Origin of the sequence: Streptomyces sp. NBC_00076, from assembly GCF_045041235.1 — a bacterium.
GTDB lineage: Bacteria > Actinomycetota > Actinomycetes > Streptomycetales > Streptomycetaceae > Streptomyces.
Map to the genome: position 1 here is coordinate 9,958,836 of NZ_CP108242.1, position 24,011 is coordinate 9,982,846.

General features: G+C 71.8%; 23 protein-coding genes and 1 pseudogene. 15 read left to right on the plus strand and 9 right to left on the minus strand.

The window, feature by feature from the left end; translation table 11 throughout:
- Window position 1: 1 nt before the first annotated feature.
- Genes OHA64_RS44430 through OHA64_RS44440 form a run of 3 tightly spaced genes read right to left on the minus strand, consistent with a single transcriptional unit; the run spans window position 2 to window position 2,420 of the window.
- Window positions 2–883: an ABC transporter permease gene (locus OHA64_RS44430; protein WP_405622903.1), complete on the minus strand. Its 882-nt coding sequence runs from the start codon at window positions 881–883 to the stop codon at window positions 2–4.
- Window positions 880–1,719: a sulfurtransferase gene (locus OHA64_RS44435; RefSeq protein WP_405622904.1), complete on the minus strand. Its 840-nt coding sequence runs from the start codon at window positions 1,717–1,719 to the stop codon at window positions 880–882. Before OHA64_RS44435 ends, OHA64_RS44430 begins: the two co-directional genes overlap by 4 nt.
- A complete protein-coding gene (locus OHA64_RS44440; protein WP_405622905.1) occupies window positions 1,716–2,420 on the minus strand; it encodes an alpha/beta hydrolase in 705 nt (234 codons plus the stop codon). Before OHA64_RS44440 ends, OHA64_RS44435 begins: the two co-directional genes overlap by 4 nt.
- Before the next feature lie 335 nt (window positions 2,421–2,755).
- On the opposite strand from OHA64_RS44440, the gene OHA64_RS44445 reads away from it, so the two are divergent.
- Window positions 2,756–3,604, plus strand: coding sequence for a LysR family transcriptional regulator (locus OHA64_RS44445; protein WP_405622906.1), 849 nt, complete (start codon window positions 2,756–2,758; stop codon window positions 3,602–3,604).
- Between the two features lie 120 nt (window positions 3,605–3,724).
- Here OHA64_RS44445 and OHA64_RS44450 read toward each other — a convergent pair whose 3' ends face one another.
- From OHA64_RS44450 to OHA64_RS44460, 3 genes are all read right to left on the minus strand, one after another.
- Entirely contained in the window at window positions 3,725–4,129 is a 405-nt protein-coding gene (locus OHA64_RS44450; protein ID WP_405622907.1) for a MarR family winged helix-turn-helix transcriptional regulator, read from the minus strand.
- Between the two features lie 161 nt (window positions 4,130–4,290).
- Window positions 4,291–4,641, minus strand: a complete 351-nt coding sequence (locus tag OHA64_RS44455) for a VOC family protein (RefSeq protein WP_405622908.1) — start codon at window positions 4,639–4,641, stop codon at window positions 4,291–4,293.
- 197 nt (window positions 4,642–4,838) lie between these two features.
- Complete coding sequence (locus OHA64_RS44460; RefSeq protein ID WP_405622910.1) at window positions 4,839–5,870, minus strand: LacI family DNA-binding transcriptional regulator; 1,032 nt, start codon at window positions 5,868–5,870, stop codon at window positions 4,839–4,841.
- 199 nt (window positions 5,871–6,069) lie between these two features.
- Between OHA64_RS44460 and OHA64_RS44465 the strand changes: the two genes are divergently transcribed.
- From OHA64_RS44465 to OHA64_RS44520, 12 genes are all read left to right on the plus strand, one after another.
- Complete coding sequence (locus OHA64_RS44465) at window positions 6,070–8,091, plus strand: beta-galactosidase (protein WP_405622911.1); 2,022 nt, start codon at window positions 6,070–6,072, stop codon at window positions 8,089–8,091.
- A 203-nt stretch (window positions 8,092–8,294) separates the two neighbouring features.
- Window positions 8,295–8,582: an ArsR family transcriptional regulator gene (locus OHA64_RS44470; RefSeq protein ID WP_405622912.1), complete on the plus strand. Its 288-nt coding sequence runs from the start codon at window positions 8,295–8,297 to the stop codon at window positions 8,580–8,582.
- 113 nt (window positions 8,583–8,695) lie between these two features.
- Entirely contained in the window at window positions 8,696–9,658 is a 963-nt protein-coding gene (locus OHA64_RS44475) for an SMP-30/gluconolactonase/LRE family protein (RefSeq protein WP_405622913.1), read from the plus strand.
- Between the two features lie 165 nt (window positions 9,659–9,823).
- A complete protein-coding gene (gene crcB, locus OHA64_RS44480; RefSeq protein WP_405622914.1) occupies window positions 9,824–10,285 on the plus strand; it encodes a fluoride efflux transporter CrcB in 462 nt (153 codons plus the stop codon).
- On the plus strand, window positions 10,282–10,662 hold the full coding sequence (locus tag OHA64_RS44485) for a DUF190 domain-containing protein (protein ID WP_405622915.1): 381 nt from the start codon (window positions 10,282–10,284) through the stop codon (window positions 10,660–10,662). Before crcB (OHA64_RS44480) ends, OHA64_RS44485 begins: the two co-directional genes overlap by 4 nt.
- Window positions 10,659–11,033, plus strand: coding sequence for a fluoride efflux transporter CrcB (gene crcB, locus OHA64_RS44490; protein WP_405622916.1), 375 nt, complete (start codon window positions 10,659–10,661; stop codon window positions 11,031–11,033). The genes OHA64_RS44485 and crcB (OHA64_RS44490) overlap by 4 nt, the downstream gene beginning before the upstream one ends.
- Before the next feature lie 94 nt (window positions 11,034–11,127).
- Window positions 11,128–11,964: an undecaprenyl-diphosphate phosphatase gene (locus OHA64_RS44495; protein ID WP_405622917.1), complete on the plus strand. Its 837-nt coding sequence runs from the start codon at window positions 11,128–11,130 to the stop codon at window positions 11,962–11,964.
- Window positions 11,965–12,128: 164 nt separating this feature from the next.
- Window positions 12,129–12,806, plus strand: coding sequence for a FadR/GntR family transcriptional regulator (locus OHA64_RS44500; protein WP_405624371.1), 678 nt, complete (start codon window positions 12,129–12,131; stop codon window positions 12,804–12,806).
- Complete coding sequence (locus tag OHA64_RS44505) at window positions 12,803–14,245, plus strand: amino acid permease (protein ID WP_405622918.1); 1,443 nt, start codon at window positions 12,803–12,805, stop codon at window positions 14,243–14,245. The genes OHA64_RS44500 and OHA64_RS44505 overlap by 4 nt, the downstream gene beginning before the upstream one ends.
- Before the next feature lie 32 nt (window positions 14,246–14,277).
- The gene (locus OHA64_RS44510; RefSeq protein ID WP_405622920.1) at window positions 14,278–15,303 is read left to right on the plus strand and encodes an asparaginase; all 1,026 of its coding nucleotides are present in this window, start codon (window positions 14,278–14,280) and stop codon (window positions 15,301–15,303) included.
- 41 nt (window positions 15,304–15,344) lie between these two features.
- Entirely contained in the window at window positions 15,345–16,757 is a 1,413-nt protein-coding gene (gene aspA, locus OHA64_RS44515; protein WP_405622921.1) for an aspartate ammonia-lyase, read from the plus strand.
- A 37-nt stretch (window positions 16,758–16,794) separates the two neighbouring features.
- Window positions 16,795–17,727, plus strand: a complete 933-nt coding sequence (locus OHA64_RS44520) for a glutaminase (protein WP_405622922.1) — start codon at window positions 16,795–16,797, stop codon at window positions 17,725–17,727.
- Between the two features lie 34 nt (window positions 17,728–17,761).
- Here OHA64_RS44520 and OHA64_RS44525 read toward each other — a convergent pair whose 3' ends face one another.
- Entirely contained in the window at window positions 17,762–18,526 is a 765-nt protein-coding gene (locus OHA64_RS44525) for an alpha/beta fold hydrolase (RefSeq protein ID WP_405622923.1), read from the minus strand.
- A gap of 196 nt (window positions 18,527–18,722) precedes the next feature.
- Here OHA64_RS44525 and mptB point away from each other — a divergent pair, with 196 nt between their 5' ends.
- Window positions 18,723–20,111 carry a polyprenol phosphomannose-dependent alpha 1,6 mannosyltransferase MptB gene (mptB, locus tag OHA64_RS44530; protein ID WP_405622924.1) on the plus strand — a complete coding sequence of 463 codons (1,389 nt, stop codon included), beginning with the start codon at window positions 18,723–18,725 and terminating at the stop codon, window positions 20,109–20,111.
- A complete protein-coding gene (locus tag OHA64_RS44535) occupies window positions 20,108–21,514 on the plus strand; it encodes a glycosyltransferase 87 family protein (protein ID WP_405622925.1) in 1,407 nt (468 codons plus the stop codon). The genes mptB and OHA64_RS44535 overlap by 4 nt, the downstream gene beginning before the upstream one ends.
- 11 nt (window positions 21,515–21,525) lie before the next feature.
- Here the strand turns inward: OHA64_RS44535 and OHA64_RS44540 are convergent.
- A pseudogene (locus tag OHA64_RS44540) lies at window positions 21,526–22,410 on the minus strand (D-alanyl-D-alanine carboxypeptidase family protein); the annotation flags it as partial.
- 221 nt (window positions 22,411–22,631) lie between these two features.
- Window positions 22,632–23,771 (minus strand): transcription termination factor Rho, encoded by a 1,140-nt coding sequence (gene rho / locus OHA64_RS44545; RefSeq protein WP_405622926.1) that lies wholly within the window; start codon window positions 23,769–23,771, stop codon window positions 22,632–22,634.
- Window positions 23,772–24,011 lie beyond the last annotated feature (240 nt).

Consider the following 24,011-nt stretch of genomic DNA (forward strand, 5'->3'; position numbering starts at 1 on the left):
CTCACGCCCCACCCTCGAAGTTGGCCCGCCAGGTCAGCAGCCGGCGGGAAAGGATCCGTACGGCGAAGTCGCAGGCGAGTCCGAGCAGCGCGTACACGACGAGGCACAGGACGATGACGTCCGTACGGAAGTACTGCTGGGCGTTGCTCATCAGATAGCCGAGCCCCGCGTCCGCGTTGATCTGCTCGGCGAAGACCAGCGCCAGCCAGGCGGTGGACAGCGCGTACCGGAGCCCCACGAGCGCCCCGGGCAGCGCGCTCGGCAGGATCACGTACGTGACCAGCCCGAGCCTGCCCAGGCCCATCATCCGGGCCGCCTCGACGAGTTGGGCGTCGGCGGAACGGATGCCGCCGTAGATGTTGAAGTACAGCGGGTACGTCACGCCGAGGGCGACCAGTGCGATCTTCGGGGTCTCCTCGATACCGAACCAGACGATGAACAGGGGGATCAGACCCACCCAGGGGATCGCCCGGAACATGCCCATCGAGGAGTCGATGACGTCCTCGCCGAGCCGGAACAGCCCGGCCAGCAGCGACAGACCCAGTGCGACGCTCGCGCCGATCAGGAAGCCGATGGCCGCGCGGCGGCCCGACGCGGCGATGGCGTCGGGGAGTTCACCGCTCCGGGTGAGCTCGACGGCCTGGCGAACCACGTCCACCGGGGAGGCCAGCACTGATTCCGGGAGAACGCCGGTGGCCGAGGTCAGCCACCACAGCAGGACGAGGCCCACGGGGCCCACGGACCGCCGCACCGAACGGGGGACGGCGAGGCGGCGACCGGTCCTGGCCGTGCCGCGGATGGTGACGCGGCCGGTCCGTACGGTCTCGTCCGGGGGCGCCGCCTGCTGCGGCAGCGTGGTCGGGTCGAGGGATTTCGTCGTCATGGCCGGTCTCCCTTCGCGGCCGGGCGGTCGGGATCGGCGGACCAGGCGGACCAGGAGCCGGGGAAGAGCACCGCGTCGAACCCGGCGATCTCCAGCGCGGCGATCTGATGGGCGGCGGTGACGCCGGAGCCGCAGTACACGCCGACGCGCCCCGCCTCGCGGGCCCCCTTCGCCTCGAACCGTTCCCGCAGTTCCGCCACCGGCAGGAAGGTGCCGTCCGCCGAGAGGTTCTCGCCGGTGGGGGCGGACACGGCGCCCGGTATGTGCCCCGCACGCGGGTCCACCGGCTCCACCTCGCCGCGGTACCGCTCGGCGGCCCGCGCGTCCAACAGCAGCCCGGACGCGGCGAGTTCGGCCGCCCCGTCGGCATCGGTCACCGGCAGGCCGCCGGGACGCAGCACGACATCGCCTGGCGGGGGAGCGGCAGGGACCCCGGACTCCAGCGGCAGCCCGGCGGACCGCCAGGAGCCGAGTGCCCCGTCCAGGAGCGTTACCTGGGCGTGGCCCGCGTACCGCAGCAGCCACCAGGCACGGGCGGCGGCGGTGTTGCCCAAGTCGTCGTGGACGACGACCCGTTGGCCCTGCCGGATGCCCCACCTGCGCGCCGCGTCCTGGAGTTCCGCGAGGTCGGGCAGCGGATGCCGGCCGCCCTCCGGGCTCGGCGGCGCGGCCAGTTCGGTGTCAAGGTCGACGTAGACCGCGCCCGGGATGTGTCCCTCGGCGAAGTGGTCGCGGCCGTGCGGATCGCCCAACGCCCAGCGGACGTCCAGGACGACCGGGGGAGTGTCGGAGGCGAGCAGCTCGCGGAGTTCGGAGACGGTCGTGGTCACGGTCATGCCGGGCCCTCCGCGATCGTGGGCAGAGCGGGGGACAGGCGCAGCCGCTCCAGGAAGAGCACCAGGGTGGCGGCGACCGTGCGGTGCAGCGCGTCGTTGAGGACGTCGTGCCGGCCGCCGTGGAAGGTCACCGTCCGCACGCCCGGGTGTGCGGCATACGCGTCCGCTGCCTGGGCGAGCGGGCTCACCGTGTCGTCCCGGCCGTGCAGGGCGAGTACGGGAACCCGCACGAGGTCGAGACGCAGGTCGGGCAGGTCCGGGTGCTCGTCCAGGGCCCCGCGCCGGAACTCGGGGTCGTCCGCGAGACGGGACCGGTGGGTGGGGCAGGCGGTACGGGCCTCGACCTCGGTCTCCCAACTCCCGGAGGTCCAGGGGGTGGTGGGCAGACCGGCCAGGACCAGCGCGTCGACGCCGGGGGCCGGGTCGGCGGCCAGTCGGGCGGCGTAGCGGGCGCCGGTGTCCGAACCCACCAGCACCTTGGGGCCGGGCAGCGACTCGTCGGCGAGCAGCTTGGCGGCCTCGTCGAGTACGGACGGATCGGCGGACGGGTCACCGAGGGCACGCACACGGTAGGCGTCGAAGGCGAGACGGCGGCCGAACCGCTCGTACACACCGCCGTGTTCACCCCGGCCGGCCAGCACGATCAGGGTGCCGCGCGCGGCGAGACCTTCGGGTTCGTCCCAGGAGAAGGATGAGGGCATGGGGAAGCAGCTCCCGTTTCAGGGCAGGGGGCATCCGTACGGAGAGAACGGAAGGGAGGGCGACCGAGCGCGCCTGTCACGTGTCAGCTAAAAGAGAACGTGAGCGACTCGGAAACGCGGGAAAGCGCCGGTGTGCGGCGGAGGGTCAGCGACAGAGCGCGCTGCACGCCACGCCGAAGTCGATGACTCGGCGCTGCGTCAGAAGGGCAGCGGAAGCGGTCGCGTGCAACATGAACCCATCATGACCGGCCGCGACGGGCCGCGTCCAACGACGATTCCGCATCGAAACCGATCAGGAATCGTGATCGGTCCGTGTGGCGGGCTACTGTCACGGCATGCCCCCACCCGTCCTCGACATCGTGGCCCTGCGCAGCCTGACCGCGGTCGCCGACTGCGGCGGCTTCCACCGCGCCGCCCGGACGCTGTCCCTGAGCCAGTCCGCGGTCAGTCAGCACGTCCGCAAACTGGAGAAGGCCCTGGGCCGGCCCGTCGTCGAACGCGAGGGCCGCGGCACCCGCTTCACGCCGGAGGGGCGCCTGCTGCTCGAACAGGCCCGCCGGATCCTCGCCGTGCACGACGAGGCCGTACGCACCCTGCTCGACCCGGACGGCGACACCGTCACCATCGGGTCCACCGAGCACGCCGCCGACCAGTTCCTGCCCCGCCTCACCGCCGCCGTCCAGGAGGTGCGGCCCGGCTGTCGGGTCCGCTTCCGCATCGACCGCTCCGCCCGGCTCGTCGAGGCCGTGGAGCGCGGCAGCGTGGATGTCGCGGTGTACGTCACGGAGGCCGCCGCCACCGGGGGCACCCCCGTCGGCGGCCTCCCGCTCACCTGGCACACCGCCCCGGGCTGGCAGCCGCCGCCCGCACCGGTGCCGGTCCCGCTGGTCGCCATCGAGGAACCCTGTGCGATCCGCCGCCGGGCCATCGCGACCCTGGCCGCGCAGGGCGTGCCCGCCACGGTCGTCGGTGACGCCGGGTATCTCGCGGGCGTCCTCGACATCGCCCGCACCGGTCAAGGCGTCGCCCTGCTCGCGGCGCTCGGACCGGCGCCGGACGGTCTGACCCCGTACGACGGGCTGCCGCAGGTCACCCCCATCCCGATGAGCGCGCTGGCCCGGCCGGGCGTGGACCCGGCGACGGGCGCCGCGGCGTTCGAGGCGGTACGGGAACTACTGCGCTGAGGCGAGCCGTGGCGGCCGAGCCCGGACTGGCGGGCTGGGCCCCGGGTCCGCGGTCCGACCGGCCGGACGGGCCGGCCGCCGCGCCGCGAGAGGCGTACCGCCCGTTCGACGTGCGGCGGCCTAGCCCAGCATCCGGGCCAGCACGTCCCGCTGCAGCGGCCGCACCCGTGCGTGCAGGTCTCGGCCCGGGCGGGTCAGGGCCACCCATAGGCCCCGCCGGTCCTCCACACAGACGGAGCGTCCCACCAGGCCGTCCTTCTCCAGACGGCCGATCAGCCGGGACAGCGCGCTCTGGCTGAGATGCACCCGCCCGACGAGGTTCTGGACACGGCACTGGTCGCCCTCCTCGGGCGACTCGGTGGCCAGCATGTCGAGCACCTCGAAGTCGCTCGCGCCCAGCCCGTGCGGGTGCAGCACGCGGTCGATCTCGCACATCGTGCGGGCATGCACGGACAGGATGTCCCGCCACCGCTCCTCGAGGCCGACTCCGACTCCGACATCGACTCCGACCGTTTTCACCGCCATACCCGCACGGTAGCACCAAATCGGCCATTTGTTGAGCGTGCAACTAGTGCATGTGCAAGGAATGCTCCAAGAAAAGGCATGCAGGCCCCAAGAACCTGCATGCCCAAGAACTGTCATGTCCCAAGAACCTGTAGGGAGCGCATGCCCACGCATCGGAGGTCTCAGGCGGACGGGTCCTGCGTCAGCCCGATGAGGTTCCCGTCGGCGTCCTTCACCGAGGCGATCAGCTTGCCGCCGCCGACGTCCTGGGTGTCCTGGAGCAGCTCCGCCCCGGCGGCCAGCAGTGCCGCGAGGGTCTCCCTGAGGTCGGTCACGTGCCAGTAGGGGACCGGACCGGTCATGCCCCGCGCGTGCCCGTTGGGGTCGAGGCCGACGTCCTGTCCGGCGTCCCGGAACCCGACGTAGTACGACTCGTCGGCGTACGGTTCCACCCCCAACAGGGCTGCGAACAGGGGCTTCGCCACAGCGAGGTCCTTCACGGGGTAGATGATCGTCTTGAGCCCTGCGGTCATGGCGTACTCCTCCGTACCGAGTGGACCCGACGGATGATGTCGGTGGTCTCACGCTAGGCCGGGGAGCGGGTGTCCGCTTCTTCGATCCTGACCGGTTGCCGTACGCCCTCGCCGGGCGACCGCGCGGCCGGACCGCCGAGCCAGCCACTCGCGGGCCGGTCTTCAGGACCGCGCCCGCGATCCGGCCCCGATCCCCGCTAAGTCGACTCCCGCTTCACCAGCTCGGTCGGCAGGATCACCGCCGCCGGATCCTCGCCCCCCATCTGGGCCAGCAGCACCCGGACCATCTCCGTGCTGATGCGGTCCCAGGGCTGGCGGATGGTGGTCAGCTCCGGGCGGGAGGTGAGCGCGGCCGGGGAGTCGTCGAAGCCGCCCACCGCCACGTCCTGCGGCACCCGCCGCCCCGACCGCTCCAGTGCCGTCAGCACACCCTGGGCCATCAGGTCGGAGGCGACGAAGACGGCGTCCAGGTCCGGGACCCGGGCCAACAGCAGCTCGGCGCCCGCCTCGCCGCTGGCCCGGCTGTAGTCGCCGGAGGCGATCAGCCGCTCGTCGATCTCGACGCCCGCCTCGCCGAGCACCTCCTTGTAGCCCGCGAGGCGCTCGACTCCGCCAGGGGTGTCCAGGGGTCCGGTGACCACGCCGACGCGGCGGCGGCCCAGTGAGAGCAGATGACGCACCATGTCCCGGGCGCCGTCCCGGTCGTCCGCCGCCACGTAGCTCACCCGGGAACCGAGCCCGATCGGCTTGCCGCACGCGACAAGCGGGACACCCGCCTCACGCAGTTCCTCGGCGATCGGGTCCCCGGAATGGCTGGAGACCAGTAGCACCCCGTCAACGTGCCCGGCGGTGATGTACCGCGAGATGCGCCGCCGCTCGTCCTCGGTCCCGGCCAGCATCAGCAGCAGGGGGATGTCGTGCGCGGCCAGCGCCTGGGTGCAGCCGCGCAACAGGACGTTGAAGTTGGGATCCTCGAAGAAGCGCTCCTGCGGCTCCGTCAGCAGGAAGCCGATCGAGTTGGAGCGGCCGGTGATCAGCGAACGGGCGTGCCGGTTGACCACGTAACCCGTCTTGCGGATGGCGGCGTTGACAGCCTCCTGGGCGGCGGGGCTGACATAGTGCCCGCCGTTCAGCACGCGTGAGACGGTGCCGCGTGAGACTCCGGCCTCCCGCGCCACGTCGTGGATCGTCGGCGGTCTGCGCCGGCCCCCCGCATTGTTCATGGTCACGACTTTACGGCTCCGGTGCGCGGATGGCGGGCCCCGATAACCGTGCGATGACCCGGCGGCAGCTCGGTGCGCTGTGATCGTGCACAGCATGCCTGGCATTCTGGCCCCTGGCAAAGCTCACCACGGTACGGTTATCTTGGGCCGAGTGCCGCCCAGGCCGTGTGTGCACGTTCCCATCCATCTGATTCGGGAGAGACTGATGCCGGAGACCGCCCCCAGGGGCCTCACCAGGCTCGCCTTCGGCGGGGACTACAACCCGGAGCAGTGGCCCGAGAGCGTCTGGCAGGAGGACGTCCGGCTGATGCGGGAGGCCGGTGTCTCCATGGTCAGCGTCGGGATCTTCTCCTGGGCCCTCCTGGAGCCCGCGCCCGGCACGTACGACTTCGGCTGGCTGGACCGTCTGCTCGACCTGCTGCACGCGCACGGCATCCGCGTCGACCTCGGCACCCCCACGGTCGTACCCCCGGCCTGGTTCTACCGCGCCCATCCCGAGGCGCTGCCCGTGACGGCCGACGGCACCCGCCTCGCGTTCGGCTCGCGGGGCGCCATCTGCCACAGCAACACCGCCTACCGCACGGCCGCCGCGAACATCACCACCCGGCTCGCCGAGCGCTACGCGAGCCACCCGGCTCTGGCGCTGTGGCACGTGCACAACGAGTACGGCGTGCCGGTCTCGGCCTGTTACTGCGACTCCTGCGCCGCCCACTTCCGCCGCTGGCTGGAGACGACGTACGGCACGGTCGACGGGGTCAACGAGGCCTGGGGCACCGCCTTCTGGGGCCAGCGCTACGCCGACCTCGAACAGATCGACCCGCCGCGCACTGCACCCACCGTCGGCAACCCGGGCCAGGCGCTGGACTACAAGCGGTTCGCGGACTCCACCATGCGCGAGAACTTCGTGGCGGAACGGGACATCCTGCACCGACTCTCGCCCGGCATCCCGGTCACCACCAACTTCATGACCGCGCTCAGCCAGTGCGACTCCGTCGACTACTGGGCCTGGGGCCGCGAGGTCGACCTGGTCACCAACGACCACTACCTGATCACCGACGGCCGCCGCACCCACGTGAACCTCGCGATGGCCGCCGACCTCACCCGCTCGGTCGCGGGCGGCGCCCCCTGGCTGCTCCTCGAACACTCCACGTCCGGCGTCAATTGGCAGCCACGCAACCCGGCCAAGGCGCCCGGCCAGATGGCCCGCAACTCCCTGGGGCACGTGGCCCGCGGCTCCGAGGGCGCGATGTTCTTCCAGTGGCGGCAGTCGCGGCGCGGCGCCGAGAAGTTCCACTCGGCGATGGTCCCGCACGGCGGCACCGAGACCCGCGTATGGCGCGAAGTGGTCGAACTCGGCGCCCACCTGGACTCGTTGAGCACGATCCGCGGCACCCGGACCCAGGCCGGCGTGGCCGTCCTGTGGGACTGGCACTCCTGGTGGGCGCAGAACCTCCAGTGGCGCCCCAGCGCGGACCACGACCCCCGCGAACGCGCCGACGCCTTCTACGAGGCCCTCTACGACCGTCACCTCACGGTCGACTTCGCCCACCCGGAAGCCGACTTGTCGGCCTATCCCCTTGTCGTCGTCCCCGCGCTCTACCTCATGACCGAGGCCGCCGGGAACAACGTCAAGCAGTACGTCGAGAACGGCGGCAGCCTCGTCGTCTCGTACTTCTCCGGCATCGTCGACGAACACGACGCCGTCCACGAGGGCGCCTACCCCGGCCCGCTGCGGGACGTGCTCGGACTGACCATCGAAGAGTTCTCGCCACTGCTCCAGGGACAGTCGGTGCGCGTCGCCGGGCCCGACGGCTCGGAGCTCACCGGTGACGTGTGGACCGAGTTCGTGGTGCCGCGCGACGCCGAGCCGGTGTGGACGTACGCCGACGGCCCGGCCGCCGGCCACCCCGCCGTCACCCGGCACCGCTTCGGGGAGGGCACCGCCTGGTACGTGTCCACCCGTCTCGACGCCTACGGCCTCGACGCGCTGCTCGGCTGGGCCGTCGAGGACGCGGGCGTCGCCACCCGCGCAGACCTGCCCCGGGACGTGGAAGTGGTGCTTCGCACCGGCGAGTCGGGCACCTACCTGTTCGCGATCAACCACACCGCGTCCGACGTCAAGGTGCCGCTCGACACGGACGGCACCGAACTGCTCACCGGGGAACGGGCGGCGGGCCGCCTGTCCCTCCCGGCGGGCGCCGTGCGGGTCGTACGCCTCGACGGCTGACCGAGCTCCCCGTCGCCCGTGCGAGCACACGAGCCGCGGGCGACGGGGGTTTTTCGCGTACGAGCCGACTGCGCCTGCCGAACGGACCTGTGCCGCAAGGGAGTTAGGTACCGGACAAGCTTGCCCGGTCGCCGGACAGGGCGGCTTGCGCTGCGGGACAGTGGGAAGACGCGGTACGCGGAGGCTCGGACGGAGGGAACAAGATGCTGAGGACTCCCGTCGGCGAGAAGCGCCTGCACATCCTCGAATGGCTGAAGGACCCCACCGCACACTTCCCGCCGCAGCGGCACGGAGACCTGGTCGAGGACGGTGTCACCGCGGACGCCGTCGCCCGCAAACTCGGCGTGAGTCGCTCGGTCGCCGAGACGCACCTCGGCCTCCTCGCGGACATCGGCCTGCTGCGCACCCGAAGAGTCCGGCGCCGCACCCACTACCGGCGCGACGAGATGCGGATCGCCGAAGTGGCGCGCATGTTCGAGAAGGGCTGGTAGACAGCGCCCCGGCACGGGTACCCGCTCGACCAGCCGTCTCCGACAGCAACACTCGACCGGCCCCCTCAGACAGCAACTCGACCAGCCGTCTCCGACAGCGAGGAGAAGCGCAGATGGTCCGGCTCGCAGCTCTCGTCCCCCGCCGCTACGTCGCGATCGGCGGACGCGGCCCCGAGGACGTGGTGGCCGACGCCCGCGGACGTGTCCTCACCGGGGTGGAGGACGGGCGCATCCTGCGTCTGGACGGGCTGACGGGGCCCGCCGCACCCCGCGTCGAGGTGCTCGCCGAGACCGGCGGCAGGCCGCTCGGCCTCGAACTCCACCCGGACGGCTCCCTGCTGGTGTGCGACGCCGAACGCGGGCTGCTGCGGATCGACCTCGCCGACGGAGGCGTACGAGTCCTCGCCGACTCGGTCGCGGGGGAGCCGCTGCGGTTCTGCAGCAACGCGGTCGCCCTGTCCGACGGCAGCGTCTACTTCACCGTCTCCAGCCGCCGCTACCCCCTGGAGCAGTGGATCGGCGACATCGTCGAGCACACCGGCACCGGCCGCCTGCTGCGCCTCGCCCCCGGCAGTGACACGCCCGAAGTCCTTCTGGAGGGGCTCCAGTTCGCCAACGGGCTGGCGGCGAGCGGCGACGAGTCCTTCCTGGTCGTCGCCGAGACGGGCGCCTGCCGGCTGACCCGGTACTGGCTCACCGGACCGCGCGCGGGACACGGCGAGACCTTCGCGGACGACCTTCCGGGGATGCCCGACAACATCTGGCGGGCCGGGCCCAAGGGACCCGTCTGGGTGTCGCTCGCCGGATCCCGCGTCCCCCCGCTGGAGAGCCTGCACCGCGCCGGTCCACCCGTCCGCCGGGCCGCCGCACGCCTGGCCGTCCGCGCCCCGTTCCGCCCCACCGGCACGATCGGGGTCCTGGCGGTCGACGACGACGGCCGGGTGGTCCACCACCTCACCCGACGTCATTCCGGCTTCCGCATGGTCACGAGCGTCTGCGAGAGCGGCGACCACCTGGTCCTGGGCAGCCTGTGGGAGCGCGGCGTCGCGGTCTGCGAGGCACCGGCCACGAAATGACCCCGGCCGGGCCCGGGGTTACCCTGTTGACCGGCCGCGATCACCCTCGCGGCGCGGCGGTGGGGCCCGCCGTACCCGAACCGCGGCAGGCTGCCGCCAACGGTCCCTACTTGCGAAGGCGCGCGCCCGGCTGCCCGGGCCCCGGCGAGTAGGAGACGCACGACCATGACAGCCCCGGAGACCGAGAGCCATCCCGCCCCCGCACGCACCCCACGGGGCCCCGACCGGCGTGGCCAGGCCCCCGTCCTCGCGGTGGTCGCGCTGGGCGGCGCCCTCGGTGCCACGGCCCGGTACGCGCTCACCCTGGCGTGGCCCGCCGAGCACGGCGGTTTCCCCTGGGCGACCTTCTGGACCAACGTGGCCGGATGCGCCGTGATCGGCGTGTTCATGGTGGTCATCACCGACGTGTGGGCCGCCCACCGCCTGGTCCGCCCCTTCTTCGGCACCGGTGTCCTCGGCGGCTTCACCACCTTCTCGACGTACACCGTCGACATCCAGAAACTGGTCGACTCCGGCCACCCCCGCACCGGGCTGGCCTACCTCGCCGCGACCCTGCTCGCGGCGCTCACAGCGGTGTGGCTCGCGGTCGCGGCCACCCGCCGCGTCCTGAACCGGAGGCGGTCATGACGAGGCTGACCGGCCGTGCCCTGCGCGTGACCGTCTTCGTCGGCGAGCACGACACCTGGCACCACAAGCCCCTGTACAGCGAGATCGTGCACCGGGCCCACGCGGCGGGACTCGCGGGCGCCAGTGTCTTCCGGGGTGTCGAGGGCTTCGGCGCCTCCGCCCTGATCCACACCTCGCGCCTGCTCTCCCTGAGCGAGGACCTGCCGGTGGCCGTGGTGATCGTCGATGACGAGGAGCGCGTACGGGCGTTCCTGCCGCAGCTCGACGAACTCGTCACCGAGGGCCTGGTGACGCTCGACGACTGCGAGGTCATCCGGTACACCGACCGGAAGGACGAACAGGGCAAACCGGGCGCGAAAGGTAAGAAGTCGTTGTGAACTGGCTGCTCGTCGTCGTGGGCGCCATGGTCGGCGCCCCGCTCCGGTACCTCACCGACCGGGCGGTGCAGTCCCGGCACGACTCGGTCTTCCCCTGGGGCACCTTCGCGGTCAACGTCACCGGCTGTCTGATCCTCGGCCTGCTGACCGGCGCCGCGGCCGCCGGAGCCGCCGGTTCCCACCTTCAACTGCTCCTGGGCACCGGCCTGTGCGGGGCGCTGACGACGTACTCGACCTTCTCGTACGAGACCCTGCGCCTGACCGAGACGGGAGCCGGGTTCTACGCCGCCGCCAACGTGGTCGCGAGCGTGGTCGCGGGTCTGGGCGCGGCCTTCGTGGGAGTGAGCCTGGCGCAGGCGGTGTGGGCGTAGGGGTTCGGCGGCGCGGGCACGGGGCCGGTCTCTCGTCCGCGTGTAGTAAGACTGTCCCCGCCGCACTGGCCCTCCCCGAGAAGAACTGGATCCCATGAGCGTCATCAGCGTCGGTCAGGCCGTCGTCCTCGGAGCAGTCGAGGGGGTGACCGAGTTCCTGCCCGTCTCCTCCACCGGCCATCTGAAGATCGTCGAGGGGCTGATGGGGATCCCCGTGGACGATGACGCCGTCGTAGGGTTCTCGGCCGTCATCCAGGTCGGAGCGATCGCCGCCGTGCTCGTGTACTTCTTCAAGGACATCGTGCGGATCGTCTCCGCCTGGGGTCGCGGGCTGGCCAACCGGGAGGAGCGCTACCACCACGACTACAAGTTCGCCTGGTGGGTCATCTACGCCACGATCCCGATCGTCGTCGTCGGTCTGGCGGCCAAGCCGCTGATCGAGGGACCGCTCGCCTCGCTGTGGGTGGTGGCCGGCTCGCTGATCGTCGGCAGCGGCGTGATGTGGGCGGCGGACCAGATGGGCCGCCACAAGCGCGGCGAGGACGACACCTCCTTCAAGGACGCGATGCTGGTCGGCGGCTCCCAGATCCTCGCCCTGCTCTTCCCCGGCTTCTCCCGCTCCGGCGCCACCATGTCCACCGCGCTGATCCTCGACCTCGACCGGGTGGCCGCCACCCGGCTCTCGTTCTTCCTCGGCATCCCCGCCCTGACCGGCGCCGGTCTGTACGAACTCAAGGACGCGCTGGGGACCGGGGCGGGCGCCGCCCCGCTCGCGGTCGGGACCGTCGTCTCCTTCGTCGTCGCGTACGCGTCGATCGCCTGGCTGTTGAAGTTCGTGGCCAAGCACTCCTTCAACGCCTTCGTGGTCTACCGGATCATCGTCGGCGTGCTGCTGTTCGGACTGCTGGCCACGGGCGGGATGAGCAGCTGACCGTCCTCGTGCGCGGTGGGGTGTGAGCGCGCATTCAGGCCTCGCACCCCATGAAAATCTTCTTTCGGACACCTTGACAGGGACCTCACGCCACCCGGAGTATCACTCCCGTGAACCTGTCAGACAGCCAGACAGCCAGTCAGGGTCCGCGGCGCGTCAGTGCCATGGAAGCGGTGCTCGGGCACCTGCGTGCCGCCATCGAGCGCGGCGAGTACGCGATCGGCGACAAGCTCCCCTCCGAGGCGGAGCTGTGCCGCACCCTCGAGGTCTCCCGGCCCGTGCTGCGCGAGGCTCTCCGGGCCCTGCAGACCATGGGGCTGACCGTGTCCAAGACCGGCAAGGGCACCTTCGTCCTCGCCAACGCCGTCGAAGACCCCACCTTCGGCGACTACGCGGCCAGCGACCTGCTGGAGGTGCGCCGTCACGTGGAGATCCCGGTCGCCGGGTACGCGGCGCGCCGGCGCACCCCGGAGAACCTCGACCACCTGGCCCACCTCCTGGCCCGGATGGAGGGGGAGACCGACACCACGGCCTGGGTCGCGATGGACACGCTGTTCCACCTCGGAGTGGCCGAGGCCGCCCAGAACCCGGTCTTCCGCCGGGTCATCGAGGAGATCCGAGACGCCCTGGCCCGCCAGTCGGCGTTCCTCAACGAACTGGGCGGCCGTCGCGAGCAGTCCAACCGCGAGCACCGGGCGATCGTCGAGGCGCTGATGGACGGTTCCGAGACCGACGCGGTGGACGCCATGGCCCACCATCTCGACCGCGTCGAGACCACCCTCACCGACATCGTGCGCCCCCAGCGCGCGGACACCCCCCTGGAAGGCGGACCCGAGGCGTGAGCGAGCAACACCTCCAAGAGGCGACCCGCAAACAGACCGCGCACGTCGACGCCGGAGACGCGGGCTACAGCAAGTCCCTGAAGTCCCGGCACGTCAACATGATCGCCATCGGTGGCGCCATCGGCACCGGACTCTTCCTCGGTGCCGGCGGCCGCCTCGCCGACGCCGGCCCCTCCCTGTTCATCGCCTACGCGGTCTGCGGGATCTTCGCCTTCCTGGTCGTCCGCGCCCTCGGCGAACTCGTCCTGTACCGGCCCTCGTCCGGCGCCTTCGTGTCGTACGCCCGGGAGTTCCTGGGCGAGAAGGGCGCCTACACCGCGGGCTGGATGTACTTCCTGAACTGGGCGACCACCGGCATCGCCGACATCACCGCGGTGGCCACCTACACCCACTACTGGGGCATGTTCTCCGACATCCCGCAGTGGGTGATCGCGCTGATAGCCCTGGCCGTGGTCCTCACGGTGAACCTGATCTCGGTGAAGATCTTCGGCGAACTGGAGTTCTGGTTCGCCATCGTCAAGGTCAGCGCCCTCGTGATCTTCATGTGTATCGGCATCTTCCTGCTGGTCACCCAGCACCCGGTGGACGGCACCAACCCCGGCCCGGCCCTGATCACCGACAACGGCGGCGTCTTCCCCAACGGCCTGCTGCCCATGCTGCTGATCATCCAGGGCGTCGTCTTCGCCTACGCCTCCGTCGAGCTGGTCGGCGTCACCGCCGGTGAGACCGAGAACCCCGAGAAGATCATGCCGAAGGCGATCAACTCGATCATGTGGCGCGTGGGCGTCTTCTACGTCGGCTCGGTCGTCCTGCTGTCGATGCTGCTGCCGTGGAACAAGTACACGTCCGGTGAGAGCCCCTTCGTGACCGTGCTGTCCAACATCGGCATCCCGGCGGCCGGCGGCGTGATGAACCTCGTCGTGCTCACCGCGGCCATGTCCTCGCTCAACTCCGGCCTGTACTCCACCGGCCGCATCCTGCGCTCCATGGCGATGTCGGGCTCGGCCCCCAAGTTCACGGGCGTGATGAGCCGCAGCCAGGTCCCGTACGGCGGCATCCTGCTCACCAGCGGCATCTGCGTCCTCGGCGTCGGCCTCAACTTCGTCGTCCCCGCCGACGCCTTCGAGATCGTGCTGAACTTCGCGGCGATCGGCATCCTCTCCACCTGGGGCATGATCATGGTCTGCCACCTGGTGTTCTGGCAGAAGACCCAGAAGGGCGAACTCTCCCGCCCCGGCTACCGACTGCCGGGATCCCCCTGGACCGAACTCGTGACGCTGGCGTTCCTCGCCTCCGTCCTGGTCCTCATGTACGCCGACGGCGGCGCCGGACGCACCACCGTGCTGTGTCTGCCGCTGATCGTCGGGGCCCTCGTCGTCGGATGGTTCGCCGTCCGGCGCCGGGTCGCACGAACGTCCACAACCGGAACCGGCGCGTGACCCACGCGTCGCTCCCTGAGAAGCAGGCAGTGATGTACAGCAGTTCCGTCGCGGACGCACCCCTGATCCGCGAGCCCCTCCACGCTCCCGTCGCCCACCTGATACGCGGCGGGGTCGTCGAGGGCATCCACTACGGCTCCGTCGTCGTCCTCGACGCCGACGGCGGGGTCCGGTTCCAACTCGGCGACATAGAGGCCGCCTTCTACCCGCGCTCGGCCCTCAAACCGGTCCAGGCCGTCGCCCTGGTCCGGGCCGGGCTCCCGCTCGACGGCGAACTGCTCTCGCTCGCCGCCGCCAGCCACTCCGGCGAGGAACGTCACCTCGCCGGCAGCCGGCACATCCTGGAGCTGGCCGGGCTCTGCGAGGCCGATCTGCGCAACGTGCGCGACCTGCCCTTCGACCCGGTCGTCCGCGACGACTGGATCCGGGCGGGCCGACTGCCCTCCCGGCTCGCCCAGAACTGCTCCGGCAAGCACTCGGCCATGCTGTACGTCTGCAAGCTCAACGGCTGGTCCCTGGACGACTACCTCGACCCCGGGCACCCGCTCCAGCAGGCCATCGCCGAGATCGTCGAGGACCTCACCGCACAGCACATCGCCCAGGTGACCGTCGACGGCTGCGGCGCGCCCCTGTTCTCCGTCTCCCTGCACGGCCTGGCACGGGCCGCCGCCCGTATCACCACCGCCGCCCCCGGCACCCCGGAGGCGCGGGTGGCCGACGCGACGCGGGAGCACGCCGAGATGGCGTCCGGCTCCGGCCGGGACGTCGCCGCCCTGATGCGGGCCGTACCCGGCCTGCTCACCAAGGACGGCTTCGAGGGCGTGCAGGTCGCCGCCCTCCCGGACGGCCGGTCCGTCGCCGTGAAGATCGCCGACGGCGCCGACCGGGCCCGCGTCCCGGTCACCGCGGCCGCCCTCGCCCGAGCCGGCGTCGACCCGGCGGCGCTCACCGAGTTCGCTGGCCAGCCGCTGCTCGGCGGCGGCCGTCCCGTCGGCCGGGTCCGCCCGGTCCGTGCGCTCGATCCGGTCATCCCCTCCGTCACGCACAGCCCCGTCTGACTCCGCGTACAGCTTCGTCCGAGAGAAGGGCCCGCTCAGCCATGACCGCCGCAGCCACCCGCAACGAACACGACCTGCTCGGCGACCGTCACGTCCCCGCCGAGGCGTACTGGGGCATCCACACCCTGCGCGCCACCGAGAACTTCCCCATCACCGGCACCCCGATCTCCGCCTACCCGCACCTGATCGACGCCCTCGCCGCCGTCAAGGAGGCCGCCGCCCTGGCCAACCTGGAGCTGGGGCTTCTGGACGCGAGGAAGGCCGCCGCCATCGTGGAGGCATGCCGCGAGATCCGCGACGGCAAGCTGCACGACCAGTTCGTCGTCGACGTCGTCCAGGGCGGCGCCGGCACCTCGACCAACATGAACGCCAACGAGGTCGTCGCCAACCGGGCGTTGGAGCTGCTCGGCCACGCCAAGGGCGAGTACCACCACCTGCACCCCAACGAGGACGTCAACCTCGGCCAGTCGACCAACGACGTCTACCCGACCGCCGTCAAGATCGCGACGGTCTTCGCGGTACGTGGCCTGCTCGAGGCGATGTCCGTACTGCAGGACGCGTTCGCCCGTAAGGCCGTCGAGTTCCACGACGTGCTCAAGATGGGCCGCACACAGCTGCAGGACGCGGTGCCGATGACGCTCGGTCAGGAGTTCTCCGCGTACGCCGTCATGACCGACGAGGACCGCAGCCGTCTCGCCGAGGCCGTCGAGCTGATCCATGAGATCAACCTGGGCGCCACGGCGATCGGGACGGGGCTCAACGCCCCCGCCGGATACGCCGAGTCGGCCCGCCGCCACCTCTCCGCGATCACCGGACTCCAGCTGGTCACCGCGGCCAACCTGGTCGAAGCCACCCAGGACTGCGGCGCGTTCGTCCAGATGTCCGGCGTGCTCAAGCGGATCGCCGTCAAGCTCTCCAAGAGCTGCAACGACCTGCGCCTGCTGTCGTCAGGACCCCGCGCGGGACTCGGCGAGATCAACCTGCCGCCCGTGCAGGCCGGTTCGTCGATCATGCCCGGCAAGGTCAACCCGGTGATCCCCGAGGTCGTCAACCAGGTCGCCTTCGAGGTGATCGGCAACGACGTCACCATCACGATGGCCGCCGAGGCCGGACAGCTCCAGCTCAACGCCTTCGAGCCGATCATCCTGCACTCCCTGTCGGAGTCCATCACCCACCTGCGCGCCGCCTGCCTCACCCTCGCCGAACGCTGCGTGGACGGCATCACCGCCAACACCGAGGCGCTGCGGGCGAGCGTGGAGAACTCCATCGGCCTGGTGACCGCCCTCAACCCGCACATCGGTTACACCGCCGCCACCGACATCGCCAAGGAGGCGCTGAACAGCGGTCGCGGAGTCGCCGAACTCGTCCTGGAGAAGGGGCTGTTGCCCGCCGCGACCCTCACCGACCTGCTGCGCCCGGAGATCCTCGCGGGCAGTGGCGCACCGCAGGCCTGAGCCCGGGGACGAGCACCAGGACCGGCCCGGAGGCACAATGGCGATCATGACTTCGTCCATGACCTTCCAGCCGGTCCTGGAGCGCATCGCCGCCGAGATCGAACGAACCCCCGGCCGCGGGAGCCCCGCCGACTACATCCCGGCGCTCGCGGCCCGCGACCCGCGCAGCTTCGGCATGGCCGTGGCGGAGCTGGACGGCACGGTGTACGGGGTGGGGGACTGGCGGGAACCGTTCTCCACGCAGTCCCTCACCAAGGTCTTCACCCTCGCGCTCGTCCTGGCCCGCGAGGGCGACGAACTCTGGGAACACGTGGGCCGCGAACCCTCCGGCAATCCCTTCAACTCCCTGGTCCAGCTGGAGTACGAGAACGGCATCCCGCGCAACCCGTTCATCAACGCGGGCGCCCTCGTCGTCACCGACCGGCTCCACACCCGTACCGCGGACGCGGCAGGCGAACTGCTGGCCTTCCTGCGCTCGGAGTCCGGCAACCCCGCCCTGGACTTCGACCAGGAGGTCGCCGCCTCCGAGTCCGCGCACGGCGACCGCAACGCGGCACTGGCCCATTTCATGGCGGCCTACGGCAACATCGGCAACCCGATCCCGGTCCTGCTCGACCAGTACTTCCGGCAGTGCTCGATCACCGCGTCCTGTGCCGACCTCGCTCTGGCCACCACGTTCCTGGCCCGCCACGGCATCCGCGCCGACGGTGGCCGACTGCTCACCCAGAGCCAGTCCAAGCAGGTCAACGCGGTGATGCTGACCTGCGGGACGTACGACGCGGCCGGCGACTTCGCCTACCGTGTCGGCCTGCCCGGCAAGAGCGGTGTGGGCGGTGGCATCATCGCGGTCGTCCCGGGCCGCTGCACGCTGTGCGTGTGGAGCCCGGGGCTGGACGAGCGTGGCAACTCGGTGGCCGGCGTCGCCGCCCTGGATCGCTTCACGACGCTGACGGGGGTGTCGGTGTTCTGAGCCGGCGCCGTGAACAGGCGTTGTGCGCAGGCGTTCAGTCCAGGAACTCGTCCAGCAGCGGCAGCAGCAGGGCGGTGCGCCGCATCAGGTCCATATGGGTCGTCGCGGGCAGCACCGCCAGCCGCGCCCCGGGAATCAGCCGCTGCATCTCGGCGGCGTGCTCCACCCGTACGAAGTCGGTGTCGCCGACCACCAGCAGCGTGGGCGAGGACAGCGCCCGCAGGTCGTCGGCCGTCCAGGGCAGCGGGGCGTGAGCGGCGCCCGTGCACTTGGCGAGGAGGTCCTGGAAGCGCTCGGGATGCGGGGCGGTCGCCGCGTAGGCGTCGGCCATCTCCTGGAAGTCGTCCTGGCTCGGCAGCCTCGGGGAGGTGTAGTCGGGGGTGCGGACCTCGTCGTGGTAGCCGTCCTGGGAGTACTGGGTGGCCGCGAGCACCAGATGTCCGACACGTTCCGGATGCCGCGCGGCGACCTCCAGCGCGGTCAGTTCTCCCAGACTGAACCCGAAGAGGTCGGCCTGCGGGATGCCGAGTTCGTCCAGCAGCGCCACCACGTCCGAGGCCAGGAGCGGCACCGTGATCTCGCGGTCGATGTCGGCGGTGTGTCCGTGGCCCTGCAACTCGGGAGCCACGACGGGCCGGGAATCGGCCAGCGTGGGCAGTAGCGCCGCGAACGTGAGATCCACGGTGAGGACACCGCCGTGCAGCAGCACCAAGGGACGCTTCGTCCCGTCCTCGACGCCGTGCCGCTCGTAGTACATCTCCAGGCCGTTGACCTTGGCGTATCCGGTGCTGCTCGGCACGGGAACCACATCCTCTTTCCAGCGGGGTCCGCGTCGCCTCCGGCAGGGTCCGCGTCGCGGTCGGACAACAGTGAGACCGGCCCGGCGCGCGGAACTCATCGGCGCCTCACGTGCCAGTCACACTCAGGCCCCCGCCCGGAGATCGGCAGGTCGCTTTCCGGCCACCCGACGTTGACACGCTTCCCGGGTGTCGCCCATGGCCTTTCCCGTCGATCTCCGCCGCTGCCAGATACTCGGCCTGGTCGGAACCGCCTTCCTCGCGGCGGGAGGTGAGAGCGCGGGAGCGTTGCCCGCGCGGGAGCTGCTCGCCCCCTCCTCGGCGCACGCCGCGCTGGGCCTGGTCGGCGCGTACTTCGGCGTCGTCCTGCTGATCGCGGCCTGGGTCCTGCTGGGGCGGTTGATCCGGGGACCCGAGCCGCCCGGCCCGCGCGCCCTGATGACGGTCCTGGTGATCTGGGCGGCGCCCCTGCTGCTCGCGCCGCCGCTGTTCAGCCGGGACGTGTACAGCTACCTCGCGCAGGGCGCCATGGTCGACGCGCACATGGACGTCTACGCGCACGGGCCCGCCCGGCTCGGCGGTCCGCTCGCCGCCGAGGTCTCCCCGCTGTGGCGGCACACCGGAGCCCCGTACGGCCCGGTCTTCCTCGGGGTGGCCTCCGCCCTGTCCGGGCTGACCCGGGGTGAGCTCCCGGCCGGCCTCTTCGGGATGCGGCTCGTCGCACTGCTCGGCGTCGGGCTGATGGCGGCCGCGCTGCCCCGGCTCGCCCGGCACAGCGGCGCCGACCCGGCCGCCGCGCTCTGGCTCGGCGCCCTCAACCCGTTGGTCCTGCTGCATCTGGTGGCCGGCGCCCACAACGACGCCATCATGCTCGGCCTGCTCGGCTTCGGCCTGGTCGCGGCACTGGGCCGGTGGCCGGTGCTGGGCGCCGTACTCGTCACCCTCGCCGCGCTGGTCAAGGCACCCGCCGCGCTCGGGCTCGCCGCGGTAGTCGTCCTGCAGGTACGTGCGGGCGTCGGCCGGACGAGGGCCCTCGCCACGACCGCGGTCGCGGCGGTGGTCACCACGGTCGCCGCGACCGCTCTCGCCGGCACGGGCTACGGCTGGGTGCGCGCCCTCGACACCCCCGTCTCCTCGCAGAACTGGGCCCTGACCAGCCTGCTCGGTCGCGCCACGGCGGCACTGCTGGAACGACTCGGCAGCGACCTGGCACCCCTGGCCGTCCCCGCCTGGCACGCCTTCGGCATGGTGGCCGCCGTGGTCTCGGTCCTCGTCATATGGCTGCGGCTGCGTCCTCGGCCTGTGTACGCGCTGGGTCTCAGCCTGGCGGCCGTGGCCGTATTCGGGCCCGCGATCCGCCCCTGGTACGCCCTGTGGGGGCTGTTCCTCATCGCCGCCGCCGCACCCAGTTCCTCGGTACGGCACCGGGTGGCCGCCGTGACGGGGGTGCTCGCTCTCGCCGCCCTGCCCAGCGGCGGCCCGGCCGACACCGGGCAGCTGGTCCTCGCGGTCTGCGGCGGACTGCTCGCCGTGGTCGTCCTGTGGCAGGCCCACCAGGCGGAACTGGCGCCGGGGCGTACGGCATGACACCGCCCCGCACCGACCGCAATCGGCTGCTGATCCTGCTCGCACTCGCCACCACCGTGACCGTGTTCACCGCGACCGTCCCGCTGCTGCGCGACTGGTTCGACCTGCGCGTCTACCACGGGGCCGTCGACCACTGGATCCACCACGGGGGCCGGATCTACGACTACCGGGTGCCGGGGACGCCGTACGGCTTCACCTATCCGCCGTTCGCCGCCGTGGCCATGGCGCCGATGGCGCTGCTCGGCCTGCACACGGCGATCGCCGTAGCCCTGCTGCTCAACCTGGCGGCCCTGGCCGTGGTGCTGCGCATCCTCACCGGACCCGCCTGGCGGCGCTACGGCTGGTACGGCTGCGCCCTGGGCGCCTGTCTGCTCGCGCTCTTCGAACCACTGCGCGACACCATCAGCTTCGGCCAGGTCAACCTCCTGCTGCTGGCCCTCGTGCTGAGCGACGCCCGGCTACTGGCCATCGGCCGGGGACGGCGGGCCGGGGCCGGGATCGGTCTCGCCGCCGCGATCAAGCTGACGCCCGCGCTCTTCATCGTCCTGCTGCTGCTCGCCGGCCGACGGCGGGGAGCGGCCCGCGCCACGGCCGTCGCCGCCGGAGCGACCGCGTTCGCCGCCTGGGTCGCCCCGGACGCCTCCCGCCACTACTGGACCGAGGCGATGTGGGACACGACCCGGGTGGGCCGCCTGGACTACGTCTCCAACCAGTCCCTGCAAGGGATCCTGGCCCGGCTCGGCGAACCGGACCGCGCGGTGTGGGCGGCGTCGGTGCTGCTGGTCCTGTGCGTGTGGGCGATCCGGAGTCGGCGGGCGGTGGCGGCGGGGGAGTGGCCGACAGCGTTCGCGCTCACCGGCCTCACCGCGTGCCTGGTCAGCCCGATCACCTGGGTGCATCACCTGGTCTGGCTGCTGCCGTCCTTCGTGGTCCTGGTCCGCGCCGGGCACCCGCGGGTCGCGGGCGCCCTGTACGCCGTGCTGTGCACCAGCGTGGTCTGGCTGTGGGTCGACGACGCGTCCGGCGTCGACGGATTTCTCGGCGGCAACGCCTACACGTGGATCACGCTCGGACTGCTGCTGTGGCTCCCGGTCGGTCAGCTCCGCCCCGCACGGCCGGACCCGAGCCGCAGCGCCAGCGCGACCGCACCGGCGCCGAGCGCGGCGGCACCCACGATCGCGCCCGTGTCCGGCCAGCCGTGCCTGTCCTCCTCGGCCGACGGCACAGCGGCCGGCGGCGCAGCGACGGGCAGGACCGCCGCGGCCGGCGCGCCCGCTGCGGGACGAGGCCGCGCCCGGAGCGCGTCGAGCGATCCCACCGGGTCGACCCTTCCGGCGGCGGCGAAGCCCCAGTCGAGCAGTGCCCGGGTCTCCTCGTACACGGCGAAGCGCCCGCCCGACTGAGGGTTCAGTACCGTCACGACCAGCGTGCGCCCGTCTCGGCGGGCTGCGGCGACGAGTGTGTTGCCGGCGTGGCTGGTGTAGCCGTTCTTGACGCCGATGAGCCCTGGATAGGGCCGCACCCCGTTCGCGCCGCTCAGCAGCCGGTTGGTGTTGCGGATCGGGTACGACCATCCGCCGCCGCCCGGGAAACGGGCCGCGACCGTGCCGCAGTACCACGCGAACTCCGGATTGCGCAGCCCGGCCCGGCCGAAGACGGCGAGGTCGTACGCCGAGGACACCTGGCCCGGTGTGTCGTACCCGTCGGGCGACACCACACGCGTGTCACGGGCGCCGAGGGCGCGTGCCCTGGCCTGCATCCGAGCGGCCGTGGAACGCCAGCCGCCGCTCAGTTCGGCCAGCACGTGCACGGCGTCGTTGCCCGAGTTGAGGAAGACCCCGCGCCACAGGTCCAGGACCTGGTAGGTGCGCCCCGCGCGAAGGCCGACCAGGCTGCTGCCGGCCCCGATCTCGGCCAGCTCCCGCGCGCGGACCGTGTGCCGGAGTCCGCGCGGGAGGGACGGCAGCACGGTGAGGGCGAAGAGGGTCTTCAGGGTGCTGGCGGGCGGCAGCCCGCGGTGCGCGTTGTGCGCGGCGAGCACGTCGCCGGTCCGGGCGTCGGCCACCAGCCACGCCAGCGCGGAGACGTTCGGCACCTCCGGGGCTCCGGTGCGGGTCCGGGCGTGGATGCCGGAGCGGTACAGCAGGGCGGGCTGTGGGGCGGCGGCGTGCGGGCCGCCCGGTGCATCGGGACCCGCCCTGCCGCGAGCGGCCACGGCAGCCGGCGCGACTGCGAGCAGGCCCGCCACGCAGATCGCGCAGGCGGACACCACCGTCCGGGAGGTAAATCCGATCGTCATACTGCCAACGTAGGAACGGACCGGCCGAACCTGGCGCTGCCCAGGCCGAGAGGGGTCGGCGAGCACCCGGATGCCGCATGCCCGGTCGACGCCGAGTCACTGTCGGGTGGTCGGCGTCGGGCCGGTGTCGGGCCGACGCCGGTCGACCGCGGAGCGTACGGAACGGGCGCGTACGGAACGGGGGCGGGACGGGAACGGGGCGCGTCGGGAACGGGAAGCGGTCAGCCGGTCGGCAGGGTCGGCTGGATCCTGCGCAGGAACGTCGCGTTGTCCGGGGTCTCGCGCATCCGCTCCAGCAGGGTCTCCAGGTTGGTCTGGCCGTCCCGGGTCTGCAGGGCGCGGCGCAGGCCCTGCACGGTCGCCAACTCGGCCGGGGGCAGGAGGAGTTCCTCGCGGCGGGTGCCGGACGGGTTGATGTCGAGGGCCGGGAAGACACGGCGGGAGGCGAGTTCGCGGCTGAGGCGCAGCTCCATGTTGCCGGTGCTCTTGAGCTCCTCGAAGTAGAAGTCGTCGGCGCGGGAGCCGGTCTCCACCAGGGCGGTGGCGAGGATGGTGAGGGAGCCGCCCTCCTCGGCCAGCCGGGCCGCGCCGAAGAACCGCTTGGGACCGATCAGCGCGGTCGCGTCGACGCCGCCGCTGAGGGTGCGGCCACCGGCGGCGGCCGCGTTGTTGTGGGCCCGGCACAGCCGGGTGAGGGAGTCGAGGAGGATGACGACGTCCTCGCCCGCCTCGACGAGCCGCTTGGCCCGCTCGATCACGAGCTCGGCGAGGGCGATGTGCTGCTTGGGTGCCTTGTCGAAGGTCGAGGCGTACACCTCGCCGCGCACGGAGCGCCGCATGTCGGTGACTTCCTCGGGACGTTCGTCGAGCAGCACCACCATCAGCCGGGCCTCGGGGTGGTTGCCGGCGACGGCGGCCGCGATCTGCTGCAGCAGGACCGTCTTGCCGGTCTTGGGCGGGGCCACGATGAGTCCGCGCTGGCCCTTGCCGACGGGGGCGAGCAGGTCGGCGACGCGGCCGGTCAGGCCGGCCGCCGGGTGTTCGAGGCGAAGCCGCTCGCGGGGGTGCAGGGGAGTCAGGTCACGGAAGTGGCGGCGGCCCCGCTGCTCGTCGGGCACTCGCCCGTTGACCCGGGCGACCTCGGTCAGGGTGCGCTGGGCGCCGCGTACGCCGTCGACGAGGTCGCCCTTGCGCAGGCAGTACCGGCGGATCAGCTGGGGAGGAACCTGGAGGTCGGAGGGCGAGGGCAGCAGGTCCGGGGACCGCAGGTGCCCCTTCCCGTTCGCGTCGACGTCGAGGACGCCGGTGGCGACCCGGGCCGGGAGCTGTTGTACAGGAGGGTGTTCGAGTGTGGTGGTCATGAGGGGTGGTCCTTTCACGGACGGAAGTGCATGAGGCATGCGAAGGAAGGAAGGGGCGAAACCGCGAGGGAGGCGGAGCGAGAACACGCCTCGGCGGCGGGAACAACACCTCGGGTACGGCAGTGGAGCCCTCGACGAGGTGATGTGAGGAAGTCGATGTGCCGACCGGTGAATCGGCGGGCCGTCCGACTGTCTGAAGAGAACTGGCACCGGCGCCCAGGCAACGGGCGTACACAAGTG

Coding starts and splice junctions, on each gene's coding strand:
- OHA64_RS44430 (WP_405622903.1), bottom strand. CDS start 883: ATGACGACGAAATCCCTCGACCCGACCACGCTGCCGCAGCAGGCGGCG.
- OHA64_RS44435 (WP_405622904.1), bottom strand. CDS start 1,719: ATGACCGTGACCACGACCGTCTCCGAACTCCGCGAGCTGCTCGCCTCC.
- OHA64_RS44440 (WP_405622905.1), bottom strand. CDS start 2,420: ATGCCCTCATCCTTCTCCTGGGACGAACCCGAAGGTCTCGCCGCGCGC.
- OHA64_RS44445 (WP_405622906.1), top strand. CDS start 2,756: ATGCCCCCACCCGTCCTCGACATCGTGGCCCTGCGCAGCCTGACCGCG.
- OHA64_RS44450 (WP_405622907.1), bottom strand. CDS start 4,129: ATGGCGGTGAAAACGGTCGGAGTCGATGTCGGAGTCGGAGTCGGCCTC.
- OHA64_RS44455 (WP_405622908.1), bottom strand. CDS start 4,641: ATGACCGCAGGGCTCAAGACGATCATCTACCCCGTGAAGGACCTCGCT.
- OHA64_RS44465 (WP_405622911.1), top strand. CDS start 6,070: ATGCCGGAGACCGCCCCCAGGGGCCTCACCAGGCTCGCCTTCGGCGGG.
- OHA64_RS44470 (WP_405622912.1), top strand. CDS start 8,295: ATGCTGAGGACTCCCGTCGGCGAGAAGCGCCTGCACATCCTCGAATGG.
- OHA64_RS44475 (WP_405622913.1), top strand. CDS start 8,696: ATGGTCCGGCTCGCAGCTCTCGTCCCCCGCCGCTACGTCGCGATCGGC.
- crcB (WP_405622914.1), top strand. CDS start 9,824: ATGACAGCCCCGGAGACCGAGAGCCATCCCGCCCCCGCACGCACCCCA.
- OHA64_RS44485 (WP_405622915.1), top strand. CDS start 10,282: ATGACGAGGCTGACCGGCCGTGCCCTGCGCGTGACCGTCTTCGTCGGC.
- OHA64_RS44495 (WP_405622917.1), top strand. CDS start 11,128: ATGAGCGTCATCAGCGTCGGTCAGGCCGTCGTCCTCGGAGCAGTCGAG.
- OHA64_RS44500 (WP_405624371.1), top strand. CDS start 12,129: ATGGAAGCGGTGCTCGGGCACCTGCGTGCCGCCATCGAGCGCGGCGAG.
- OHA64_RS44510 (WP_405622920.1), top strand. CDS start 14,278: ATGTACAGCAGTTCCGTCGCGGACGCACCCCTGATCCGCGAGCCCCTC.
- aspA (WP_405622921.1), top strand. CDS start 15,345: ATGACCGCCGCAGCCACCCGCAACGAACACGACCTGCTCGGCGACCGT.
- OHA64_RS44520 (WP_405622922.1), top strand. CDS start 16,795: ATGGCGATCATGACTTCGTCCATGACCTTCCAGCCGGTCCTGGAGCGC.
- mptB (WP_405622924.1), top strand. CDS start 18,723: ATGGCCTTTCCCGTCGATCTCCGCCGCTGCCAGATACTCGGCCTGGTC.
- OHA64_RS44535 (WP_405622925.1), top strand. CDS start 20,108: ATGACACCGCCCCGCACCGACCGCAATCGGCTGCTGATCCTGCTCGCA.
- rho (WP_405622926.1), bottom strand. CDS start 23,771: ATGACCACCACACTCGAACACCCTCCTGTACAACAGCTCCCGGCCCGG.